The 21,538-nt window shown below is 70.1% G+C and carries 21 protein-coding genes; 14 read left to right on the top strand and 7 right to left on the bottom strand.

What is annotated here, in order from left to right; genetic code table 11:
- Positions 1–8 precede the first annotated feature (8 nt).
- Entirely contained in the window at positions 9–1,754 is a 1,746-nt protein-coding gene (murJ, locus tag N7E59_RS10665) for a murein biosynthesis integral membrane protein MurJ (protein ID WP_261624916.1), read from the bottom strand.
- Between the two features lie 37 nt (positions 1,755–1,791).
- On the bottom strand, positions 1,792–2,292 hold the full coding sequence (locus N7E59_RS10670) for an NUDIX hydrolase (RefSeq protein WP_261624945.1): 501 nt from the start codon (positions 2,290–2,292) through the stop codon (positions 1,792–1,794).
- A 183-nt stretch (positions 2,293–2,475) separates the two neighbouring features.
- Between N7E59_RS10670 and N7E59_RS10675 the strand changes: the two genes are divergently transcribed.
- Positions 2,476–3,903 (top strand): CCA tRNA nucleotidyltransferase, encoded by a 1,428-nt coding sequence (locus N7E59_RS10675; RefSeq protein WP_261624917.1) that lies wholly within the window; start codon positions 2,476–2,478, stop codon positions 3,901–3,903.
- A gap of 73 nt (positions 3,904–3,976) precedes the next feature.
- Positions 3,977–4,726 (top strand): CPBP family intramembrane glutamic endopeptidase, encoded by a 750-nt coding sequence (locus N7E59_RS10680; RefSeq protein ID WP_261624918.1) that lies wholly within the window; start codon positions 3,977–3,979, stop codon positions 4,724–4,726.
- A gap of 97 nt (positions 4,727–4,823) precedes the next feature.
- Here the strand turns inward: N7E59_RS10680 and N7E59_RS10685 are convergent, their stop codons facing one another.
- Positions 4,824–6,257: a glycosyltransferase family 87 protein gene (locus N7E59_RS10685; RefSeq protein ID WP_261624919.1), complete on the bottom strand. Its 1,434-nt coding sequence runs from the start codon at positions 6,255–6,257 to the stop codon at positions 4,824–4,826.
- A 136-nt stretch (positions 6,258–6,393) separates the two neighbouring features.
- Here N7E59_RS10685 and N7E59_RS10690 point away from each other — a divergent pair, with 136 nt between their 5' ends.
- From N7E59_RS10690 to rplI, 11 genes are all read left to right on the top strand, one after another.
- On the top strand, positions 6,394–7,479 hold the full coding sequence (locus tag N7E59_RS10690; RefSeq protein WP_261624920.1) for an inositol-3-phosphate synthase: 1,086 nt from the start codon (positions 6,394–6,396) through the stop codon (positions 7,477–7,479).
- A gap of 167 nt (positions 7,480–7,646) precedes the next feature.
- Positions 7,647–8,744 (top strand): DUF418 domain-containing protein, encoded by a 1,098-nt coding sequence (locus tag N7E59_RS10695; protein ID WP_261624921.1) that lies wholly within the window; start codon positions 7,647–7,649, stop codon positions 8,742–8,744.
- 275 nt (positions 8,745–9,019) lie between these two features.
- Positions 9,020–9,958, top strand: a complete 939-nt coding sequence (locus tag N7E59_RS10700) for an ATP-binding cassette domain-containing protein (RefSeq protein ID WP_261624922.1) — start codon at positions 9,020–9,022, stop codon at positions 9,956–9,958.
- Positions 9,955–10,899: an ABC transporter permease gene (locus tag N7E59_RS10705; RefSeq protein ID WP_261624923.1), complete on the top strand. Its 945-nt coding sequence runs from the start codon at positions 9,955–9,957 to the stop codon at positions 10,897–10,899. Before N7E59_RS10700 ends, N7E59_RS10705 begins: the two co-directional genes overlap by 4 nt.
- Positions 10,900–10,964: 65 nt before the next feature.
- Positions 10,965–12,359 (top strand): sensor histidine kinase, encoded by a 1,395-nt coding sequence (locus tag N7E59_RS10710; protein ID WP_261624924.1) that lies wholly within the window; start codon positions 10,965–10,967, stop codon positions 12,357–12,359.
- Positions 12,352–13,161, top strand: a complete 810-nt coding sequence (locus tag N7E59_RS10715) for a response regulator (protein ID WP_261624925.1) — start codon at positions 12,352–12,354, stop codon at positions 13,159–13,161. Before N7E59_RS10710 ends, N7E59_RS10715 begins: the two co-directional genes overlap by 8 nt.
- Positions 13,162–13,237: 76 nt before the next feature.
- The gene (locus tag N7E59_RS10720; protein WP_261624926.1) at positions 13,238–14,557 is read left to right on the top strand and encodes a M18 family aminopeptidase; all 1,320 of its coding nucleotides are present in this window, start codon (positions 13,238–13,240) and stop codon (positions 14,555–14,557) included.
- Positions 14,558–14,743: 186 nt separating this feature from the next.
- A complete protein-coding gene (gene rpsF / locus N7E59_RS10725; RefSeq protein WP_261624927.1) occupies positions 14,744–15,043 on the top strand; it encodes a 30S ribosomal protein S6 in 300 nt (99 codons plus the stop codon).
- A gap of 61 nt (positions 15,044–15,104) precedes the next feature.
- Positions 15,105–15,674, top strand: coding sequence for a single-stranded DNA-binding protein (locus N7E59_RS10730; RefSeq protein ID WP_261624928.1), 570 nt, complete (start codon positions 15,105–15,107; stop codon positions 15,672–15,674).
- Between the two features lie 116 nt (positions 15,675–15,790).
- On the top strand, positions 15,791–16,030 hold the full coding sequence (rpsR, locus tag N7E59_RS10735; protein WP_261624929.1) for a 30S ribosomal protein S18: 240 nt from the start codon (positions 15,791–15,793) through the stop codon (positions 16,028–16,030).
- A gap of 35 nt (positions 16,031–16,065) precedes the next feature.
- Positions 16,066–16,518, top strand: a complete 453-nt coding sequence (gene rplI, locus N7E59_RS10740) for a 50S ribosomal protein L9 (RefSeq protein WP_261624930.1) — start codon at positions 16,066–16,068, stop codon at positions 16,516–16,518.
- Between the two features lie 239 nt (positions 16,519–16,757).
- Here rplI and N7E59_RS10745 read toward each other — a convergent pair whose 3' ends face one another.
- The 4 genes from N7E59_RS10745 to N7E59_RS10760 all read right to left on the bottom strand — a co-directional run bounded on the left by N7E59_RS10745 (position 16,758) and on the right by N7E59_RS10760 (position 20,040).
- Entirely contained in the window at positions 16,758–17,174 is a 417-nt protein-coding gene (locus N7E59_RS10745) for a hypothetical protein (RefSeq protein WP_261624931.1), read from the bottom strand.
- 80 nt (positions 17,175–17,254) lie between these two features.
- Entirely contained in the window at positions 17,255–18,487 is a 1,233-nt protein-coding gene (locus tag N7E59_RS10750; RefSeq protein ID WP_261624932.1) for an amidohydrolase, read from the bottom strand.
- 48 nt (positions 18,488–18,535) lie between these two features.
- A complete protein-coding gene (locus N7E59_RS10755) occupies positions 18,536–19,273 on the bottom strand; it encodes a hypothetical protein (RefSeq protein ID WP_261624933.1) in 738 nt (245 codons plus the stop codon).
- A gap of 44 nt (positions 19,274–19,317) precedes the next feature.
- On the bottom strand, positions 19,318–20,040 hold the full coding sequence (locus N7E59_RS10760) for a DUF5058 family protein (protein WP_261624934.1): 723 nt from the start codon (positions 20,038–20,040) through the stop codon (positions 19,318–19,320).
- Between the two features lie 161 nt (positions 20,041–20,201).
- Between N7E59_RS10760 and N7E59_RS10765 the strand changes: the two genes are divergently transcribed.
- On the top strand, positions 20,202–21,437 hold the full coding sequence (locus N7E59_RS10765; protein WP_261624935.1) for a M20 family metallo-hydrolase: 1,236 nt from the start codon (positions 20,202–20,204) through the stop codon (positions 21,435–21,437).
- Positions 21,438–21,538 lie beyond the last annotated feature (101 nt).

A 21,538-nucleotide genomic window follows, 5' to 3' on the forward strand; every position in this document is an offset into this window, starting at 1 on the left:
GCCTCAGCTTACCGGCTCAGGCGGGCCAGGGCCGGGATTCTGCGAGCCAGCTGGGCGACGACGTCGTCGAACTCGCGCACCCCGATGACCCGCAGCATCACCACGAACACCACGCCCATGACCGTGCCCACCACCGCACACGACACCAGTGCGGTGGCGATGGACTCCCAGGCGAAGCCCCAGGTGTATCCGCCCAGAAGCCACAGCACCCCGGCGCCGACGACGCCGGCGGCCACCGCGGCCCACCCGGTGCGGGCGTATGCGCTGATCACCGAACCGAAGTCGAACTCGCCCCAGCGGCGGACCACCCACCGGTGGACGATCATGTACTGGACCACGTGGGCGAAGGAGAACAGACCGATCACCAGGTACGGCAGCACGTTGTTCGGCAGGAACGGACTGAGCCCGTAGGACACCGTCAGGCACATCACCGCGATGATCCCGTGCACCACGAACGGAGTCTTGGCGTCCTCGGCCGAGTAGAACACCCGCATCAGGTAGAAGTTCGCCGACCGGAACGGCATGCCCAGGGCCAGCAGGACCAGCAGCTGGCCGATCGCCGCCCCCGAGAGGTGCGCGGTCTCCGCACCGCCTCCGAACAGGCGGCCCAGCGGTCCGGCCAGCACCAGGATCACGACCATGCAGAACATCACCGGGATCGCGAACATGCGCAGCCCCTCGTTGATGAGCTCCTTCGAACGCTCGAAGCGGCCGGTGTCCATGGAGCGGGCCAGCTGGTTGAACAGCACGGTGGCGATGGAGAGCACGAACACCGAATGCGGCAGCACCGTGATCAGCTGCGCCGCATTGGCCGCGTACTCGCCCGGCACCGACGCCGCCGCCTCGCCGAGCTCGTCACGGCTGGCGGTGGCTCCCGAGATCAGGCGCATGTACGCCAGGTTTGCGATGTTGCCGATGACCATCGTCGCCAGGGTCCACCCGGCGATCCGCCCGGCCGAGCGCAGCCCCATGCCCCTCCACCCGAACTTCGGGCGCACCGGAAACGGCAGCTGACGCAGCGGCCAGAACAGCAGCAGGGCCTGGGCGATGATGCCCACCGTGTGGCCGGCGCCCAGCCAGACCGTCTGGGCGGTGGTCCACTCCGACAGCTGGTCGCCGTCGTCCTGGAAGGAGCCGAACATCACGATGTAGGAGACGATCACCGAGATGGCGATGATGTTGTTCAGCACCGGCGCCCACATGTACCAGCCGAACTTCGCGTTCGCGTTGAGGATCTGACCGACCACGGCGTAGAGCCCGTAGAAGAACACCTGGGGCAGGGTCCACAGGGCGAACGCGGTGCCCAGGGCCAGCATCTCCGGCGACCAGTCCAGGGTCAGCGCGGAGATCAGCGGATACGCCGCCAGGGTGAGCAGCAGCGTGGCCATGCCCATGATGATCACGCACAGCGTGAGCAGCCGGGAGGTGTAGTCGGCCCCCTGATCGGGGCGCTTGGCGGTCTTGATCAGCTGAGGGACCAGGACGACGTTGAACATGCCGCCGGCGAGCAGCATGTAGATGATGTTCGGGACCGTGTTGGCCTTCTCGAAGATGTCCCCGACCATCGCCGTCGACCCGATGGCGATCGCCAGCAGCGCGGTGCGGATGAAGCCCAGCACGCGGGAGACCAGGGTGCCCGAGGCCATGAGCGCACTGGCGCGGGCCATCCCGCCCTCGGGGATGTGCGAGGCCTTCGCGGACTCATGGCCGGATTCGTGGCCGGACTGCTGGGTGGCGGATGCGGTCTGACTCATCGGCGATGACTATAACCTGCGGCCGCGTGCATCGGACCTACAGCGTGTCCGCGATCACCTGGCGCGCCGCACCGACGATGCGCCGCTCGTTCGGGAACGACAGGGTCCGGTCCAGGTCCTCCAGCGCCACCCAGGCGACGTCGACGGCCTCGTGGTCCGGGTCGTTCTCGATGGTCAGCACCCCGCCGACCGCCTCGAGCAGGAAGTGGTGGACCGTCTTGTGCACCCGGTGGGTGGGCACGGTGAACCAGTACTCGATGCTGCCCAGGGTGGTCAGGATGCTGCCGGTGATCCCGGTCTCCTCCTCGACCTCGCGCACGGCGGCGCAGGCATAGTCCTCCTCGCCCTCCGGGTGGCCCTTCGGCAGGCACCACTCCAGGCGTCCGCCGCGGTTGTAGCGTGCGATGATCGCCGCTTCGAAGCCGCGGGCACCGGGCCGGATGACCACGCCGCCGGCGCTGACCTCCTCCACCGTGGGCAGGCCGCCCTCGGGGCGCGGGGGCTGGGGGACGGGCGCGCGGCGGGGGCCCCTCTGCATGGTCTGCTGCATGGTCAGAGGGGTGAGCGGTTCACCTCCGGCACCCTGTGCGTTCATACTCTCCACTCTAGCGGTGCGGCCGAGGCCATGTTCGCGGCACCGGGGCGACCCTGCCTCCTTGCGGACCTCCTTGCGGGCCTCCTCGCGGGTGCGCGCCCGCGCTGTGGGAGACTGTGAGGCGCTATGCCCTACCTCCCTGCTGGATTCCCCGACGGCGCCTGGCTGCCCGACGTCGTCGTCGAGCTCGGCGAGCAGTTCGCCGCCCACGGACACGAGCTCTCGCTGGTCGGGGGACCCGTCCGGGACCTGTTCCTGGGGCGGACCTCCCCGGACCTGGACTTCACCACCGACGCGACCCCCGACGAGATCGTCGCCGCCGTCGCCGGCTGGGCCGATGCGCACTGGGACATCGGACGGGACTTCGGCACCATCGGCGTCCGCCGCGGCGACACCCTCATCGAGGTCACGACCTACCGTGCTGAAGCCTATGATCCGACGTCCCGGAAGCCGCAGGTGCGCTTCGGCACCGATCTGGGCGAGGATCTGGTCCGGCGGGACTTCACCGTCAACGCCATGGCGCTGCGCCTTCCGAGCTTCGAGCTGGTCGACCCCCACGGCGGAGTGCGCGACCTCGTGGCGAAGGTCCTGAGGACCCCGGCCACCCCCGAGGAGTCCTTCTCCGACGACCCGCTGCGCATGATGCGCGCCGCCCGGTTCGCCGCCCAGCTGGGCCTCGAGGTGGCCGAGGAGGTGCGCGGGGCGATGACCGCGATGGCGGCCCGGCTGGAGATCGTCTCCGCCGAACGGGTGCGCGAGGAGCTGGTGAAGCTCATCTGCGGAGACCACCCGCGGATGGGGGTGGACCTGCTGGTGGAGACCGGACTCGCCGACGTCGTGCTGCCCGAGGTGCCGGCCCTGCGGCTCACCGACGACGAGCACCACCGGCACAAGGACGTCTACCAGCACTCCCTGCAGGTCCTGGAACAGGCCGCCGAGTCGGAGACCGACGGTGAGGGGCCGGTCCCCGGTCCGGACTTCGTCCTGCGGTTCGCGGCCCTGATGCACGACGTCGGCAAGCCCAAGACCCGCCGCTTCTCCTCCGGCGGCGGGGTGAGCTTCCGCCACCACGACGTCGTCGGGGCCAAGCTGACCCGGAAGCGGATGCAGGCGCTGCGCTTCGACAAGGAGTCCGTGCGCGCGGTATCGAAGCTGGTCGAGCTGCACATGCGGTTCTACGGGTACGGAGAGGCCGGGTGGACCGACTCCGCGGTGCGCCGCTACGTCACCGACGCGGGCGATCAGCTCGAGCGGCTGCACCGGCTGACCCGCTCCGACGTGACCACCCGGAACCGCCGCAAGGCCGCCCGCCTGGACCACGCCTACGACGACCTCGAAGAGCGGATCGCCGCGCTCGCCGCCCAGGAGGAGCTGGACAGGATCCGCCCGCACCTCGACGGCCAGCAGATCATGGAGATCCTCGACATCCCGCCCGGCCCCACGGTCGGAGAGGCCTACCGGTTCCTGCTGGACCACCGGATGGAGCACGGGCCGATTCCGGAGGGGGACGCCGTGGATCTGCTGCGGAGCTGGTGGACTGACCAGCAGGGATGATCTGGTTCGCCTGATGAATCACTGATAGTGTGTCCGGTCACACGATCGGAGTGCTAGAGGCGGGTGAATCGGGATGCTGGAGACCAGTGAGTTCTCACGGGCCAAGGTCCGTGACGAGATCGTCTATGACGACTACGCCGAGGAACCCCAGCTTCCGCGCCGTGCGGCCCGTCTCCTGCTGCTGATCGTCGCCGTGGAGGCCGCCGTGGTCGCCGCAGCGGCTCTGGGGCTCTCCGTCGCCGTCGCCGACGGGCTGCTCGCCGCCCCCGAGATCCTCGCCTGGGCCGTCGTCCTCGGCTCGGTGCTGGTGCTGGGCACCATCGTCGGATTCCTCCGGGCCCGAGGTGCCGCCTGGACGCTGCTGGGCTTCGAAGGCGCCTCACGCTCGCTGTGGCACCTGCTCTGGCAGATTCCGGCGATCTGGGTGTGCATGGGCATCGTGCAGGCCCTCGTGTTCATGGCCACCGCCGATCCCCGCGGGCCCTGGGCGATCGCCTGGTTCACCGAGGTCCTCAGCCCGGTGACGCTGGCCGCGCTGATGGTGACGTTCGTGCTGATCATCCCCCTGTGGGAGGAGATGATCCACCGCGGAATCATCTTCCGCGGACTCAGGGGCCGGCATCCGCTGCTGCGCGCGGCCCTGGTCAGCGGTCTGATCTTCGCCGTCGTGCACGCCAGCCTGCTGATGCTCATCTTCTACGCGGTCCTCGGCATGGTGCTCGCCGTCGTGCGCGACGTCCACCACAACACCTGGGCCTCCGTGCTCGCCTACTCCGGTCTGAACGCCATCATCGTGGCCGACCTGCTGCTGCGCGCCGTCTGACTCCCCGCCGCGCCGCCCACCGATCGAGGATCCCCGGGCTTGTGAGGAATCCCGCGGAACATCGGGCGGGATTCCTCACGATCCCAGGGACCGCCGGTCAGACCGGCCGGGGGTGCAGGTCCCGCTCCGGACGCAGGACGTCGCGGACCACCACCCCCATCAGATACACGGTGACCAGCATGTGCGCGACGACGGCCAGGACGAACACCCCCTCGCCCATCACATGCTGGGACTCGTAGTCCCCGATCTGGGCGGCCAGGTGCATCCAGATCGCCCAGAAGTGCAGCACCTCCACCACCGTCCAGATCAGCAGGTCCCGCCAGCGCGGAGCCGCCAGGGCCAGGAGGGGCAGCAGCCAGATCACGAACTGCGGCGAGTACACCTTGTTGACCAGGATGAACGCCGCCACGATCAGGAACAGCAGCTGCACCATCCGCGGCCGGGTGCGCACCGTCACGCCCAGGGCCAGCACCGCCAGGCAGCAGAACAGGAACAGCAGGAAGCTCCACGTCGAGATGAAGCCCGCATCCGGAGCAGGCCAGCCCCGATCGTCGGCCAGGAGCGTCCAGACGTGCCACAGCGACGAGTTGCCGGCCCCCCGCTCGTCGGAGAACTCATAGAACTGCCCCCACGCCTGGAAGCTGATCAGCATCGCCGGCACGTTGACCGCCGACCACGCGACGACGGCGCCCAGCAGGGTGCGCAGGAACTCCGCCGGACCGCAGTCGGCCTCCCGATCCCGGCCCAGCAGGCTCCGCAGCGCCAGCACGAACACCGCGCCCAGCATGAACAGCGGATAGATCTTGAACGCCGTGCCGATCCCGATCAGCACCCCGGCGGTCAGATGGCGCCCGCGCAGATGCGCCAGCACCGCCAGCGCCAGCACCGCGGCCGGCCACATGTCCCAGTTGATCCCCGCGGTGAGGATGATCGGCGGAGCGATCGCCACCATCGCCGCATCCCACGGACGACGACCTGCCGCCCGCATCACCGCCAGCACCAGCACCACCCAGGCGGCCGCGGTCATCACGAAGGTCACGTCCCAGAACAGCAGGGACTCCCGCTCGCCCCAGTAGTTCAGCAGCGCGGTCTGCTCCGGCGTCTCCCCGGTGGGGAACAGCGCTGCCACACCCTGGGTGACCACGGCGGCGACCGAAGCCAGCAGCCCCGTCAGCACCGGGTACTCGAACCACATGTCTCCGCGGAACGGGGCCCACGGCGTCGAATCCAGCTCCCGGCCCGCATACAGGGCGGCCACATCGGAGTAGCAGCCGTGATGGTGCACGGCCACCCCGCCCCAGCCCTCAGCCCGGCAGTGCCCCATGTGCAGCAGGGTCAGCAGGACGCCCAGCAGGGTCAGGGCCACCAGGACCCAACCGACCGCGGTGAGCCCCCAGCGCGACCTCCGCGCCGGGAGCACGCGTGCCCCGGCCGGTCCGCCGAAGCGGTCCGAGAGGCTCCGCAGCAGCGGATCGGACCGGGTCGGGGCGTCGACGTCGCCGTCCGGCGTGTGGGGAGGGGTGGCGCTCATCGCTCCCAGCCTACGGCGATCCGACGACGGGACGCGGGCGACTCGGACGCGGCGACGTGCTCCGGTGATGGAATAATGGGCCAGTCCCCGCTGAGTGAGACCGGCGCATCCGAGCGCCGGACGAAGGAGTCGAGACGTGGCAGGCAATCCGATCCGAGTGGCCGTCGTCGGAGTGGGCAACTGTGCCGCCTCCCTGATCCAGGGAGTGCAGTACTACCGCGGCGCGCCCGACGACCAGGACGTCCCGGGTCTGATGCACGTGCGCTTCGGCGACTACCACGTCGACGACGTCGAGTTCGTCGCCGCCTTCGACGTCGACGCCGCCAAGGTCGGCCAGGACCTCTCCAAGGCGATCCTCTCCTCCGAGAACAACACCGTCCACCTGGCCGACGTCCCCGCCACCGACGTCATGGTCCAGCGCGGCCCCACCCTCGACGGGCTGGGCCGGTACTACCGGGAGACCATCGAGGAGTCCCCGGCCGACCCGGTGGACGTGGCCGAGGCGCTGCGGGCCGCCGACGTCGACGTCGTCGTCTGCTACCTCCCGGTGGGCTCCGAGCAGGCCGCCACCTTCTACGCGCAGGCCGCCATCGACGCCGGCGCGGCCTTCGTCAACGCGCTGCCGGTGTTCATCGCCGGCACCGAGGAGTGGGCGCAGCGGTTCGCCGAGGCCGGGCTGCCCATCGTCGGCGACGACATCAAGTCCCAGATCGGGGCCACCATCACCCACCGTGAGCTGGTGGCGCTCTTCGAGTCCCGGGGGGTCCACCTGGACCGGACCTACCAGCTCAACGTCGGCGGGAACATGGACTTCAAGAACATGCTCGAGCGCGACCGCCTCGAGTCCAAGAAGACCTCCAAGACTCAGGCGGTCACCTCCAACACCTCGGCGGACCTGGGGGACCGGGACGTGCACATCGGGCCCTCCGACTACGTCCAGTGGCTCGACGACCGCAAATGGGCCTACGTCCGGCTGGAGGGGCGCACCTTCGGCGATGCACCGGTCTCGCTGGAGTACAAGCTCGAGGTGTGGGACTCCCCGAACTCCGCGGGCGTCATCATCGACGCGGTGCGCGCGGCGAAGATCGGGCTCGACCGGGACGTGGGCGGCCCGCTGACCTCGGCCTCGAGCTACTTCATGAAGTCCCCGCCCGAGCAGCTGCACGACACCGAGGCACGCGAGCGGGTCGAGGCGTTCATCCGGGGAGAGGTCGAGCGCTGACCCTCGGCGGGACTCCGCGCCTGGCGGCGGTCGATGCGCTGCGCACCTGCGCGCTGCTGGGCATCCTCGCCGTCAACATCTGGTACTTCGCCCACCCGGAGACCCTGGCCGGGGTCCCCCGGACCGAGGCCGCGGAGACTGCGTCGGCGGGGTCGGCATCGGCGGCAGTGTCGGCGGACCGGCTGGTCGGCGTCGCCACCACCGTGCTCTTCGAGGCCAAGGCCTACGTCGTCTTCTCCTTCCTCTTCGGCCTCTCCTTCGTCCACCAGATGCGTGCCGCCGCGCGCGACGGCGACGACGTCGCCGCTCGGACGACCCGACGCGGCGTCGCCCTGATCGTGGTCGGGGTGCTGCACGGGGTGCTGCTCTTCGTCGGGGACATCCTGCTGGCCTACGCGATCCTCGGCTTCGTGCTGCTCGGTCTGCGGAACATGGGGACCCGCCGTGCGCTGGTGATCGCCGGACTGCTGTACGGGGCGGTGTCCCTCGTCGTCCTGGGGGTCGGGGGACTGGCCGCGCTGCTGGAGTCCGCGGACCCGGCGGCGGCCGACGCCGTGGCCGATCAGGCCGCCGCGGCCCGCTACGCCGATCCGGAGGAGGCCCGGGCGGCCTACACCGGGGGACTCGGCCCGTACCTGGCCTTCCAGGTGCACTCCTACGCTGCGGTGGGTCCCTCGCTGCTGATGATCCAGGCGCCGCTGGCCTTCGCGGCGTTCCTCATCGGACTGGTGGTCGGGCGGCACCGGCTGCTGGAACGGATCGTCCACCGGGAGATCCCGACCGGACGCCTCGTGGCGGTGATGACGGCCGGCCTGGTGCTCGGCGGCGGGCTGAGCGTGTGGTCGGCGGCGCTGCGGTGGGACGCGGTCGGCTCCGGCTCCGCGGGGGCCGAGGCGGTGGGACAGGGTCTGGTGCTGCTCGGAGGGCCCGTCCAGGCGCTCGGATACGTGCTCGCGCTGCTGCTGATCCTGCGGGCCCGAGCCGCCGCACGACTCACCCGACTCCTCGGCCACGCCGGACGGATGTCGCTGTCGAACTACCTGGGCCAGTCGGTGGTGCTCGCGGTCGTGTTCTCTGCATGGGGAGCCTGGGCGGGGCTCGGCCTGGCCGGGCGGCTGACCCCGATGCAGGTGGGCCTCGTCGTCGTCGGACTCTGGTCCGCCCAGGTGCTGCTGAGCACCCTGTGGATGCGGGCCTTCCGCACCGGACCCGTCGAAGGTCTGCTGCGCGCGTCGACCTACCGTCGGCGACCCACCTGGCGCTGACCCGACCCCACCCCGCCCCCAGCCCGCCCCAGCTCCACCCCCACCCTCGTCGAGGGAGCAGACCTTGCGGGCCTCACCGGCGAGTCGGTGCAGGATTCACTCCCCCGATGCGGGTGGGGCTCGAAGCCCGGGTAGTCCTCTCGGATGACCCCGCCCTGTCCCGACGATGACCGGATATCCGTCCGAAGCCTGATGTGACCGACCCCCGCTCCTCCGTAGCGTGGAGGCAGGACGGCAGCACTCGTCCGCAGAGTCCATCAGGAGGGGAGATCGAGATGATCACCGCCGAATCGCTGACCAAGAACTACGGTGCCAAGACCGCCGTCGACGACATCAGCTTCACCGCGGCCCCCGGTCGGGTGACCGGGTTCCTGGGGCCCAACGGCGCCGGGAAGTCGACCACCATGCGCATGGCCGTCGGGCTGGACACGCCCACCCGCGGCGGCATCACCGTCAACGGCCGACGCTTCGCGGAGCACACCGCGCCGCTGCGGGAGGTCGGGGCGGTGCTCGACGCCGGGGCCACCCACCCCGGACGCACCGCCCGGGGCCACCTGAGGATCCTGGCCGCCACCCACGGCATCCCGAAGGCCCGCGTCGACGAGGTCATCGGCATGACCGGGCTCGACCAGGTAGCCGCCAAGCGCATCAAGGGCTTCTCGCTGGGTATGAACCAGCGCCTCGGCATCGCCGCCGCGCTGCTCGGGGACCCCGCCACGCTCATCTTCGACGAACCGGTCAACGGCCTCGACCCGGAAGGCGTGCGATGGGTCCGCCGACTGACCCGCCGCCTCGCCGACGAAGGCCGCACCGTGTTCCTCTCCTCCCACCTGATGGCCGAGATGGCGCAGACCGCCGACCACGTCATCGTCCTGGGACGGGGCCGGATCATCGCCGACCTGCCCATCCAGGAGCTCATCGACGGCGACGGAGAGGCCCGGACCCTGGTCCGCTCCGAGGAGGCCGCCGAGCTGGCCCGGGCACTCTCCGCCGACGGGGTCACCCTCACCAGCCGCGACGCCGAGAGCTTCGAGGTCACCGGCATGGACCCCCGGGCCATCGGCCGCGCCGCCCTGCGGGCGGGGCTCCCCCTCCATGAGCTCACCCCGCTGCACAGCTCCCTGGAGGACTCCTACATGCAGCTCACCGAGGACTCGGTGGAATACCGCAGCGGCGGCGTCGACGCCGTCACACAGGAAGGAGCACGTCGATGAGCACCGCGACCCAGAACCAGAACATGCAGCACACCGAGGACCCCTCCGGTCGGCTCAGCACCGCCAGCTGCGACGACGGGGGGGAGGTCCGCCCCTTCACCTCCGACCCGTCGCTGCCGGGACTGAGCTTCGGCCGCGTCCTGGTCTCCGAGTTCGCCAAACTCCGCGCCATGCGCTCCACCCTGTGGCTGAGCATCACCACCGTCGTGCTCACGGGGCTGATGGTCACCATGATGCTCTACAGCTTCGCCTGGATGCTCTCCGAGCAGTCGGACTTCATCGACACGATGGGACGCGACGCCGCGGCGACGGAGCTGCTCAACCAGAACCTCCTCTCAGGGATGTTCTTCGCCTTCATCCTCATCGGATGCATCGGCGTCCTCTCGGTGACCTCCGAGTTCGGCAGCGGCTCCATCCGCTCCACGATGGCGGCGGTGCCCCGACGGCTCACCCTCGTCGCGGCCAAGGCCGCCGCGCTGAGCCTGTTCGCCGCCGCACTCGGACTGGTCCTCATCCTCGGCATCACGCTGGCCGCATCGCTGTTCGCCGCCCGTCACGACCTGTCGGTGGACTTCGGCGACGTCCAGGTCTGGCAGATGCTCGGCGCCAATCTGCTCATGATCGTCGCCGTCGCCCTGATGGGCCTCGGGCTGGGTCTGATCCTGCGCAGCTCCGCCGGCGCGATCGTGGTCCTCGCGGTCCTGCTGTTCGTCGCCCCGATGGCGATGGACATCATCACCACGTTCGTCGAGGACAACCCTGCGATCGACCTGATCCGCAATTGGCAGTTCGGTTCGCTGCTCGACGCGGCCCGCGACTTCGGAGAGATGTCGATGATGGGGGACTCCGTCGGACGCCTCGAGGCCGGAGTCGGTGTGGCCGGATGGCTGGTCGTCTCCCTGGGGCTCGGCGGCCTGCTCTTCCGCCGCCGCGACGTCTGACCGGTCATGGACGCCGTCCCCGCCGAGCCCTCGGCCCCCACGGCCGCGGCGGTAGTCTCGGCGGTATGACCACAGCGACGACGCCGGACGGCGCGGACACCCTCCCTGCGGGGCAGGTGCCGGCGCCGATCCGGCGTCGTGGCGTGCGCGGATGGTTCCGGGAGCACCCGCGGGTCATGAACGGACTCATCTGTGGGATCTACCTGGTCTCGGTCGCCCTCGGGACCGAATCGACCCTCGCTGACCTCGGACACCGGTCCTGGTGGATGCTGCCGTGCGTGGTGGTTATCGCCGGGGCCCTGCTGCTCCGGCTGCGCGCCCCGCTGATCGTCACCGCAGTGATCACCGTCTGCGAGACCGCGATCCTGCTGCTCTACCCATGGTTCACCCCGACCCAGATCGGTCTGTGGTTCGCCCTCTACGCGGTCGGCCGCACCCGCGGCCTGGCGTGGGGGCTCGGGGTCGCGGCGCTGACCTCCACGCTCGCCCAGGTGCCGCTGCTGCGTGTGGGCAGCTGGTCCACCGTCCACGGCGGTCCGGCGCGCAACGAGCTGGTCCTGACCGAGGACGGGTCCTCGGCCGGCGAAGTCACCCAGCTGCTGATCCAGAGCGCGATCGCCCTGGTCCTCGCCGCCTGCGTCGCTGCGGCCATCGGCGCGGCGGTGCGGCGCGGTCGGCAGCACGAGCAGGAGATCCTCCGATGGGCGGAGCACTCCCAGGAGCTGGCGCAGATCGGTGAGCGCAACCGGATCGCCCGGGAGATGCATGACGTCGTCGCCCACTCGCTCTCGGTGATGATCTCCCTGGCCGACGGGGCGAAGGTCGTGGCACCGCGCGACCCCCAGCGTGCCAGCCGGGTGATGGGGGAGGTCTCGAGCACCGGACGGACGGCGCTGGCGGATATGCGTCGGGTGATCGGGGTGCTGCGGGCCGGCGACGACGTCGACCAGGCGCGGCGACCCGTCCAGGGTTCCCTGGAGGAGCTCTACGCGGGGTTCCGGCAGGCCGGGATGCCGCTGGAGGTGACCACCGTGGGACCGCCGCTGCCCGACGACCACGCCTTCGTGCTCACCGTGCACCGGATCCTGCAGGAGGCGCTGACCAACGTGCTGCGCTACGGTCGGCAGGTCGGTGAGGTCCATGTGACGATCGAGCACGTCCCGGGACCTTCGGCGCAGGAGCAGGAACGGTTGGAGGAGGACGGGCTCTCGGCCGGCGACCAGCGGGCGCTGGGCATGGCCCCCGCCGGACAGGTGTCGCTGACCGTCGCCGACGACGGGGTGCTCGGGGAGGCTCCGGCGGCCTCGGTCGGCTCGGGGCAGGGCATCCGCGGGATGGGTGAGCGGGCGGCGTTCTACAACGGCTCGGTGTATGCGGGCCCCGGACGGCGGCGCGGGTGGCTGGTCCACGCCGTGCTGGAGCCGCCCGAGACGACGACGAGGAGAGGCGGCGATGACTGAGCAGAATGCAGGGACCGGGGAGGACGCCGAGGTCCGGCGGGACCCGCTGCGGGTGATGCTGGTCGACGACCAGCACCTGCTGCGCATGGGATTCCGCCTGATCCTCGAAGGCGAGGAGGACGTCGAGGTCGTCGCCGAGGCCGGCGACGGGGCCGAGGCGCTGCGCGTGATCGCCGGGCTGCCGGAGGCGCGACGCCCGGACGTGGTGCTGATGGACGTGCGGATGCCGCGGATGGACGGCATCGAGGCGACCCGGCGCGTGGTGACCGAGTTCCCGTGTGCGCGGGTGATCATCCTGACCACGTTCGACCTCGACGAATACGCCTTCTCTGGACTCCGAGCCGGGGCCAGCGCGTTCCTGCTCAAGGACGTCACCCCGGAGGACCTGGTCAGCGCCGTGCGGGTGGTGGCCGAGGGCGACGCCGTCGTCGCACCCCGCATCACCCAGCGGCTGCTGGACACCTACGTGCGCGGCGGCGAGGGTGCGCCGAGCCCGGTCGGGGGGCCGGCGGGCCGGGGGTCCGCGGGCGACGAGGCCGAGGCGGTCCCGCCGACCGGCGCGCAGATCGCCGCCGCACTGGACGACGGAGTGCACCGGGAGCCGCTGACCCAGCGGGAGGCCGAGGTGCTGTTCTGCGTGGCCGAGGGCCTGTCCAACGCGGAGATCGCGGCCAAGCTGTTCCTCTCCGAAGCGACGGTCAAGACCCACGTGCGGCGGATCCTGACCAAGCTGCAGCTGCGCGACCGGGTGCAGGCCGTGGTGTTCGCCTACGAGTCCGGGCTGGTCCGCCGCTCCGGCTGATCCCCCGTCGGTGCCCGCGCACCACGAGCCCGTCCGATCCGTCCCCGGCGGGGCAGACCTCCGTACGATGGACGATATGGCCGAGAACACCGCACCTCTGACCGCAGACCAGCTCATCGACGACCTCGGCGAGTACGTGACCGCCTCCCCGTCGTCGTACCACGCCGCCGACGTCGCCGCCCGACGCCTCGTCACCGCCGGATTCACCCAGCTCGGCGAGCATCAGGACTGGCCGACCGCACCCGGGCGCTACGTGGTGGTCCGCGACGGTGCGGTGCTCGCCTGGATCGTCCCGGAGGGCGCGACGGCGACGACCCCGCTGCGCATCCTCGGCGCCCACACCGACTCGCCCGGATTCAAGCTCAAGCCGAAGTCCACCAGCCTGAGCCACGGATGGGTCCGGGCCGGCACGGAGATCTACGGCGGCCCGCTGCTGAACTCCTGGCTCGACCGGGAGCTGCGTCTGGCCGGCCGTCTGGTCACCCGCGACGGCGCGACCCACCTGACCGCCACCGGACCGGTCGCCCGGATCCCGCAGCTGGCCATCCACCTGGACCGGCAGGTCAACGACGGACTCACCCTCGGCAAGCAGGCCCACACCGCCCCCATCCTCGGACTCGCCGGCACCGCCGAACAGGCTGCGGAGGCCGACGTGCTCGCCGTGGTCGCCCGCGCCGCAGGGGTCGACGCCGAGGAGGTGGACGGGTACGACGTCGTCGTCGCAGACTCCCAGACGCCCTCCCGCTTCGGCGCCGACCTCGAGTTCTTCGCCTCCGGCCGGCTGGACAACCTCTCCTCCGTCCACGCCGGGATCACCGCCCTGGAGCAGATCGCCGACGACGCCGACGGCGGAGCCGTCATCCCCTTGCTCGCGGCCTTCGACCACGAGGAGCTCGGCTCGGCCTCCCGCTCCGGCGCCGCCGGCCCGTTCCTCGAAGAGGTGCTCGACCGCCTGTACGAAGGCCTCGGAGCCACCGCTTCCCAGAGGGCGCGGGCGCTCGCCGGCTCCTGGCACCTCTCCTCCGACGCCGGCCACGCCGTCCACCCCAACTACGCCGAGCGACACGACCCGGCCAACCGGCCGCTGCCCAACCGGGGACCGCTGCTGAAGATCAACGCCAACCAGCGCTACACCACCGACGCCCCCGGGGCGGCCATGTGGGCGCAGGTCTGCCGCGCCGCCGACGTCCCGAGCCAGGAGTTCGTCTCCCACAACGACATCCCCTGCGGCTCCACCATCGGACCGATCACCGCCGCCCGGCTCGGCATCCGGACCGTCGACGTCGGCATCCCGCTGCTGTCCATGCACTCGGCGCGGGAGATGTGCGGGGTCGACGACGTCGCCCACCTGCGCGACGCCGTCGCCGCGTTCTTCACCGCCGAACTGACCGTCTGACCGGCGCCGAACCCCCCGGGTAGTGCCCACACCCGATTGCCGGTACCATTGTGCAGGTTGTCTTCCGGGGCTTCAGCGCGCCCGCATGCGGACCGCCCTGGAGCCGCCCCCGGAAGCACGAACGCATCAGAACCTCCTGTTACGGAAAGCCCGTGACCGCCAGACCGAAGGAGGTGGGTTCAACACATGCGTCACTACGAACTGATGGTGCTCGTCGACCCCGAGGTGGATGAGCGCACTGTGGAGCCGACTCTCGGCAAGTACATGGAGATCGTCAAGAAGGAGGGCGGCTCCGTCGACGAGATCGACATCTGGGGCCGTCGTCGTCTGGCCTACGAGATCCGGAAGAAGCACGAGGCCATCTACGCCGTCGTCGACTTCCACTCGACCCCCGAGGCCTCGCACGAGCTCGAGCGCCTGCTCCGCCTCAACGAGACGATCATGCGCACCAAGATCATCCGTCCCGAGGACCAGCACATCGCCTGATCCTCGAGGTGGACGGGCCGGATCGGCCCGACCCCGTCAGGTACACACCTAGGAGCTGAACATGGCCGGCGAGACCATCATCACCGTTGTCGGAAACCTCACCGCTGACCCTGAGCTGCGCTTCACCCCCTCGGGTGCCGCGGTCTCCAACTTCACCATCGCGTCGACCCCGCGGTTCTTCGACCGCCAGGCGAACGAGTGGAAGGACGGAGAGACCCTGTTCGTGCGCTGCTCGCTGTGGCGTGAGGCCGCCGAGAACGCGGCCGAGTCGCTCACCAAGGGCACCCGCGTGGTCGCCCAGGGCCGCCTGAAGGCCCGCTCCTTCGAGACGAAGGAGGGTGAGCGTCGCACCAACTGGGAGCTCGACGTCGACGAGATCGGCCCGTCCCTGCGCTTCGCCACCGCGAACGTGCAGCGCCAGGGCCGCGGCGGCGGAGGCGGCGGAGGGTTCCAGTCCTCCGGCGGGTTCGGGGGCGGACAGTCCTCGGGCGGCTTCGGCGGTGCCGGCGGTGCGGGCGGCGGACAGTCGTCCGGCGGCTGGGACAGCTCCGGCTCCTCCAACGACCCGTGGGGCGGACAGCCCTCGGGCGGCGGATGGGGCACCCCTGACAGCAACGAGCCCCCCTTCTGATCCGACGATCCTGAGGGCCCGACGCCCGCGCCGGCGTCGGACGAGCTCATACGACACATCTGTACACCATCCCGCAGTGAAGGCTGCGGGCTCCGATCAAGCGAAGGAGCACCACGATGGCAAAGGCTGACATCAAGAAGCCGAAGCCCAAGGCGAACCCGCTGAAGGCTGCTGACATCAAGGTCATCGACTACAAGGACACCGCCCTGCTGCGGAAGTTCATCTCCGACCGAGGCAAGATCCGTGCGCGCCGCGTCACCGGCGTCTCCGTGCAGGAGCAGCGCAAGATCGCCCAGGCCATCAAGAACGCCCGCGAGATGGCCCTGCTGCCGTACTCCGGCGCGGGTCGCGGCTGATCCGGGACTGACTGGGAAGGAAAGGAACCACTGATATGGCAAAGCTCATCCTGACTCAGGAGGTCACCGACCTGGGCGCCGCGGGCGACGTCGTCGAGGTCAAGGACGGCTACGCGCGCAACTACCTGCTGCCGCGCGGCTACGCGATGACCTGGACCAAGGGCGGGGAGAAGGACGTGGAGCGCCTGCGCGCCGCACGTGCCGCCCGCGAGATCGCCACGGTCGAGGAGGCCCAGCAGGTCGCCGAGAAGCTGCAGTCGACTCCGGTGCAGGTCGCCGTGAAGACCGGCGAGTCCGGCCGACTGTTCGGCACCGTCGGCCCGGCGCAGGTCGCCGAGGCCGTCGAGGCCGCGGGTCTGGGGTCGATCGACAAGCGCACCGTCGAGATCCCCAACCGGATCAAGTCGGTCGGCAGCTACTCGGCCAGCGTCCGGCTGCACACCGACGTCTCGGCCACCCTCGACCTGCAGGTCGTCGCCGAGAAGTGACCCCGCATCGCTGAGACCCGGTCTCAGTGCTGGGAAGGGCCCCGGATCCGCCACGGATCCGGGGCCCTTCTGTGTGCGGGGGTGCTCCGGTCGTGGTGATCAGGTCTGGACGGCCGTCATCTATGTGGGTGGTTCGGGCTTCGATATATGGGAAGCCCGAACCACATGGGTATAGGAAGCGTCAGCACCGGCACCTGAGACTCGGATGACGCGGTCCTCCGAAGCCTGAGGCTCGCCGCCTAGTGGTTGATCACTGACATCAGGGCGAACAGGAGCAGACTGACGACGAGGACCGCTCCGGTCGTAGGTATCACCGTCCACAGGCCGTGCAGCACACCCCTCCGGAATCGGCGGGTGACGGCCCAGGCCGCGGCGGTGCCGGGAAGCATCAGCACGAGGAACGCCGCGCCGAAGAGTACGACCGCGGTGACGTAGTAGAAGGCGCCGACGGACTGCTCGTCGGCGTGGGCGAACACTCCGAGCAGCCCGGTGAGGCCGCTGAAGAGGACGAGCATGACGCTCACGAAGGCGACGGGCAGGAAGAGGACGCAGTAGAGCGTGATCGCCAGACCCCACGAGGGCCGCCCCCGTGTGGGCGGCGGCCACGGCTGATGCGCCGGAGCGGCGTGGTGCCCGTAGGGGTGCTCCGGCGGCACGTGGCCGGCCGGACCGTACCCCTGCGGAGCTCCCGGGGCTCCGACCCTCGGAGGGTGTGGTGGAGGCTGGGGCGGGACGGTCACCGCCCGACCCATTCGAGGATCCCCGTCAGGGCGGCGCGGGTTCCGGTGGTCAGCGTCGGCTCGATGACCGGGCCGAAGAACGGGGAATGGTTGACCGGCAGATCGTCACCGGCGCGGTCGAATCCGCCGAAGAACCAGAACACCGAGGGCACATCGATGGCGGTGGCCAGCCGGCCGAAGTCCTCCGACCCCATGCGCGGGGGCCCGAGGGTCGCGTTCGCCTCGCCGAGGGTGCCCTGCAGAGCGTCCAGGACCCGGTGGGCGGCGTCCTCATCGTTGTGGTTGACCGGGAAGTCGTACATCTTCTCGATGGTGGGCTCCGGCGCTCCCGAGGCCTCGGCCTCAGCCCGGACGATCCGCTCCACGGCGGCCAGGACCTGTTCGCGGACGTCGTCCTCCAGGGATCGGATGTTGACCGTGAACTCGGCGCGGTCGGGGATGATGTTCTCCTTCAGCCCGGCGTGGAAGGTGCCCACGGTGACCACGGCGGACTTCAGCGGGCTGATCTCCCGCGCCACGATGCCCTGCAGGCGCATCACCACGGAGGCGCCCAGCACGATGGGGTCCACTCCGCTCTGGGGCTGCGAACCGTGGCTCTGTTCGCCGAAGACCGTGACCCGCAGCGAGTCGGCGGCCGCCATGGCGGGTCCGAGGGTCAGCTGCACGGTGCCGGCGCGGTCCGGCCACACGTGCTGGCCGAGCACCGCCTCGGGCCGGGGAGCCCGGTCCCACAGTCCGTCGTCGACCATCGCCTGAGCCCCGGCGCTGGTCTCCTCCCCGGGCTGGAAGATCAGGACCACGGTGCCGGACCAGGCGTCCCTCTCCCGCACCAGCAGACGGGCGGCGGTGACCAGTGAGGTGACGTGGGTGTCGTGACCGCAGCCGTGCATCACCGGCACATCGGTGCCGTCTGGGAGGGTCCCCCGGGCCTGCGAGGCGTACGGCAGTCCCGTGTCCTCGGCGATCGGCAGACCGTCGGTGTCCGCCCGGAATGCGATCGTGGGTCCGTCTCCGTTCCGAAGGATCCCGACGACGCCGGTGCCGCCGCAGCGGAAGTGCTCGACCCCGAGCTCCTCCAGCAGCTCCTCCAGCCGTTCGGCGGTGCGATGCTCCTGCATGGAGAGCTCCGGGTGGGCGTGCAGCTCCTTGTAGAGCTCCTCCATCTGCTGCTGCTCCTGGGCGTCCAGGGCGAAGCGGTCCATCGCGGACGGTGCGGCGGTCTCAGTCATGTCTCCTCCTCGGTGGGACGACGGCCCGTATCGGCCGCTGCTGTCGATTCAATCCTGCCCGGCTTCCGGGGTCTCGGGGCGGTTCAGACGATCATCATGGGCCTTGTTGCGCAGGAACCATGAGGCGAGGATCGTCAGCAGGACCACGATGGCGACGCCGAAGGCGCCGACCGCCGGCACGAGCGGCACCAGTGCGAAGACGACGAAGAGGCTCGCCGCGGCCGCGAACAGGGCGCTGCGCGCCTGCTTCACCGTGATCAGCGCCTGCACGACGACGGCGCCCAGGATGCTCGGCAGGATGTAGAGCTGAGCCACCTCGATGACGGGCTCGGGCACGACGGACAACAGCCACGTCCCGAAGATCCCGACGAAGAGCAGCAGGGAGACCACGTGCACCACTGCCGCACCACAGATGGCCATCACCGCCACCAGGTCGCCCTGCCGGCTGCCCGGCCGTACGGCCACCCGGTTCTGGGCGACGATCGCCGCCGGCAGCAGCTTGTTCGCGATGTTGCCGATCATGAACGCCTGGTACATGGCCGCTTGGCCCAGTATGGGGAAGTAGGTGATGGGTTCCACGATGGCCAGCACCAGGTACACCGCGGCTACGGCCAGGTAGGCGGTGAGCAGCTGGTTGAAGGTGACGCCGAAGTCTCCGAGGATCAGCAGGAGGATCGGCGCGGCCAGTGAGGTGATGAGGACGGCGCTCATGGTGAGCCGACCCCATCGTGAGGTGGTGTGTTCGAACTGCTGCATCGCCTGGTCGGCGGTGGGTGCTGTGGTCATCTCCGCTCCTCTGAGTGCGGGCCCGTGGTGGTCAGCGTCGGCGGTCAGCCGTGGTGGACGAAGTACGTGACGAACAGCCCCACGATGATGGCCAGTCCCAGCGCCCATTCCTTGAGCCATCCGATGTTCAGCTTCGTGGCGATGGCCATCAGCACGGCCATCACAGCTCCGGAGACCAGCACAGCGATGACGTGGATCCACGACTTGGGCAGCTCCATCGCGGTCAGGGCCATGAAGGCCGCCAGCAGTGCGGCCCCGGGGATGATGGTCATCGCGGCGGGGTTCACCCGCGACAGCTTGTTGCCGCCGCGCTTGAGCAGCGGGGTGAACAGCAGGGTGATCACCATCCATGCCGCACCGGAGAGGCACATGGCGAAGAACGCGACGACGAAGACCTGCTGGGTCCACTCCGGTCCGCCCAGGCTGGCCCCCATGGTGTCCGCGGCGATGGTCGCCGAGGCGGTCTCGGTGGCGGCCGATCCCACCAGACCGATGCGCATCAGCACTGCCGGCGTGCCGAAGAGGGTCAGCAGTGCGATCGCGACGAGGACCACGGCCAGGGACGGCCCGACGGAGGCGACGGCGCCCGAACGGAAGGCGCGGTTGAGATCACCTCTGCTGATCCCGACGCCCTCTCCGGCGCGCTTCGCCGCGCGGACGTAGATCCAGGACTGGAGACAGATGATGCCGAACACGGCCAGGGCACAGATCCACAGAAGCGGAGACTGCGCGACCGACCAGATGTCCGTCGATGTCGCAGGGTCCATGAGAGTCGAACCTTCCATGATCGAGCCGGAGAAGTGGGTGGTGCCGATAAGTATTCTGAGTCACACCTGGCGGGAGCAAGGGATGGTGGAATACGACATGAAGAATGGAGAAATCCACCAGGAGTTCCCAAGGAGGGGGCCGCTCTGCTTCTGTGGACGGTGTGATCGCACCTTCAGCCGACCGTGTCCGTGAGGATCTCGCCGCCCTCGCACGGCTCACCGACTCGGCACAGCCCGGATGGACCCGCACCGCCCTGTCGGAGCCCGACGTCGCAGGGCGGGAGTCGGTCCTGGCTCGTATGCGTGAGGTCGGCTTGGACGCCCGCATCGACCCCGCGGGAAACGTCATCGGGGTCCGACGAGGCGCCCGGGGCGGGCGGATGCTGATGACCGGCTCGCACACCGACACCGTTCCCAGCGGAGGACGGTTCGACGGGATGGTGGGAGTCGTCGGTGCGCTCGAAGTCGTCAGAGCCTTCGACGAGGCGGGCATCCGGCTGGACCACGACCTGGTCGTCGTCGACTTCTTCGGTGAGGAGCCCAACCGCTTCGGGCTGAGCTGCGTCGGCTCCCGAGCGCTGACCGGCGTCTTCGACACCGCGATGCTCGACGTCCTGGACGAGGAGGGGCGGAGCTTCGGAGACGCGCTCGCCGCCGTCGGCATCGATCCCGCGACGATGATGGCGAGCACCTGGCCCTGGGACAGGGTCGACGCCTTCATCGAGCTGCACATCGAGCAGGGCCCGATGCTCGAGCACGCCGGGACGTCGATAGGTCTGGTCAGCTCCATCACCGGGATCTCGCGCTTTCGGGCGCTCTTCGGCGGACGCCGGGACCACGCGGGGACGACCGGCATGGATCGCCGCGCCGACGCGGGCTGTGCGGCCGCGGGGACGGTGCTCGCGGTGGAGCGGATCGCACGGTCGGGACCCGACGGGGCGAAGGGGACGACCGGCGGTGTCACGTTCACGCCCGCCGCGGTCAACGTGGTGACCGAGGCGGCCGAGATGCGCGGCGAGTTCCGCAGCATCGACGACGAGTGGCTGCGCACGGCTGAGGAGACCTTGGCCTCCTGCGCCGCGGAGGAGTCCGCCGGACGGGGCGTGACCGTCGAGATGGAATGGCTGCCTCAGGCGCCGCGGCGCCTGGACGGCTCCGTGACCGAGATGTGTCGCAGAGCCGTCGACGACCTCGGCCTGAGTCGCGCCGAACTCTTCAGCGGCGCCGAGCACGATGCCGCGTTCATCGCCGCACGCAGCCCGACCGCCATGCTCTTCGTCCCCTCCGTCGGGGGCCGGAGCCACTGCCCGGAGGAATGGACGGAGCTCGACGACGTGATCGACGGGATACGGGCCCTGGCCGAATCGCTGCGCCGCGCGGACGCGGTGCGGAGATGAGCGTGAGGAGATGAGCGTGAGGAGATGAGCGTGAGGAGGACACACCGATGACACCCGGAGCGGCTTCCGACGGGCACGACCTCCTGGAACTCTCGGCAGTG

The organism is Nesterenkonia marinintestina, assembly GCF_025420485.1.
GTDB lineage: Bacteria > Actinomycetota > Actinomycetes > Actinomycetales > Micrococcaceae > Nesterenkonia > Nesterenkonia marinintestina.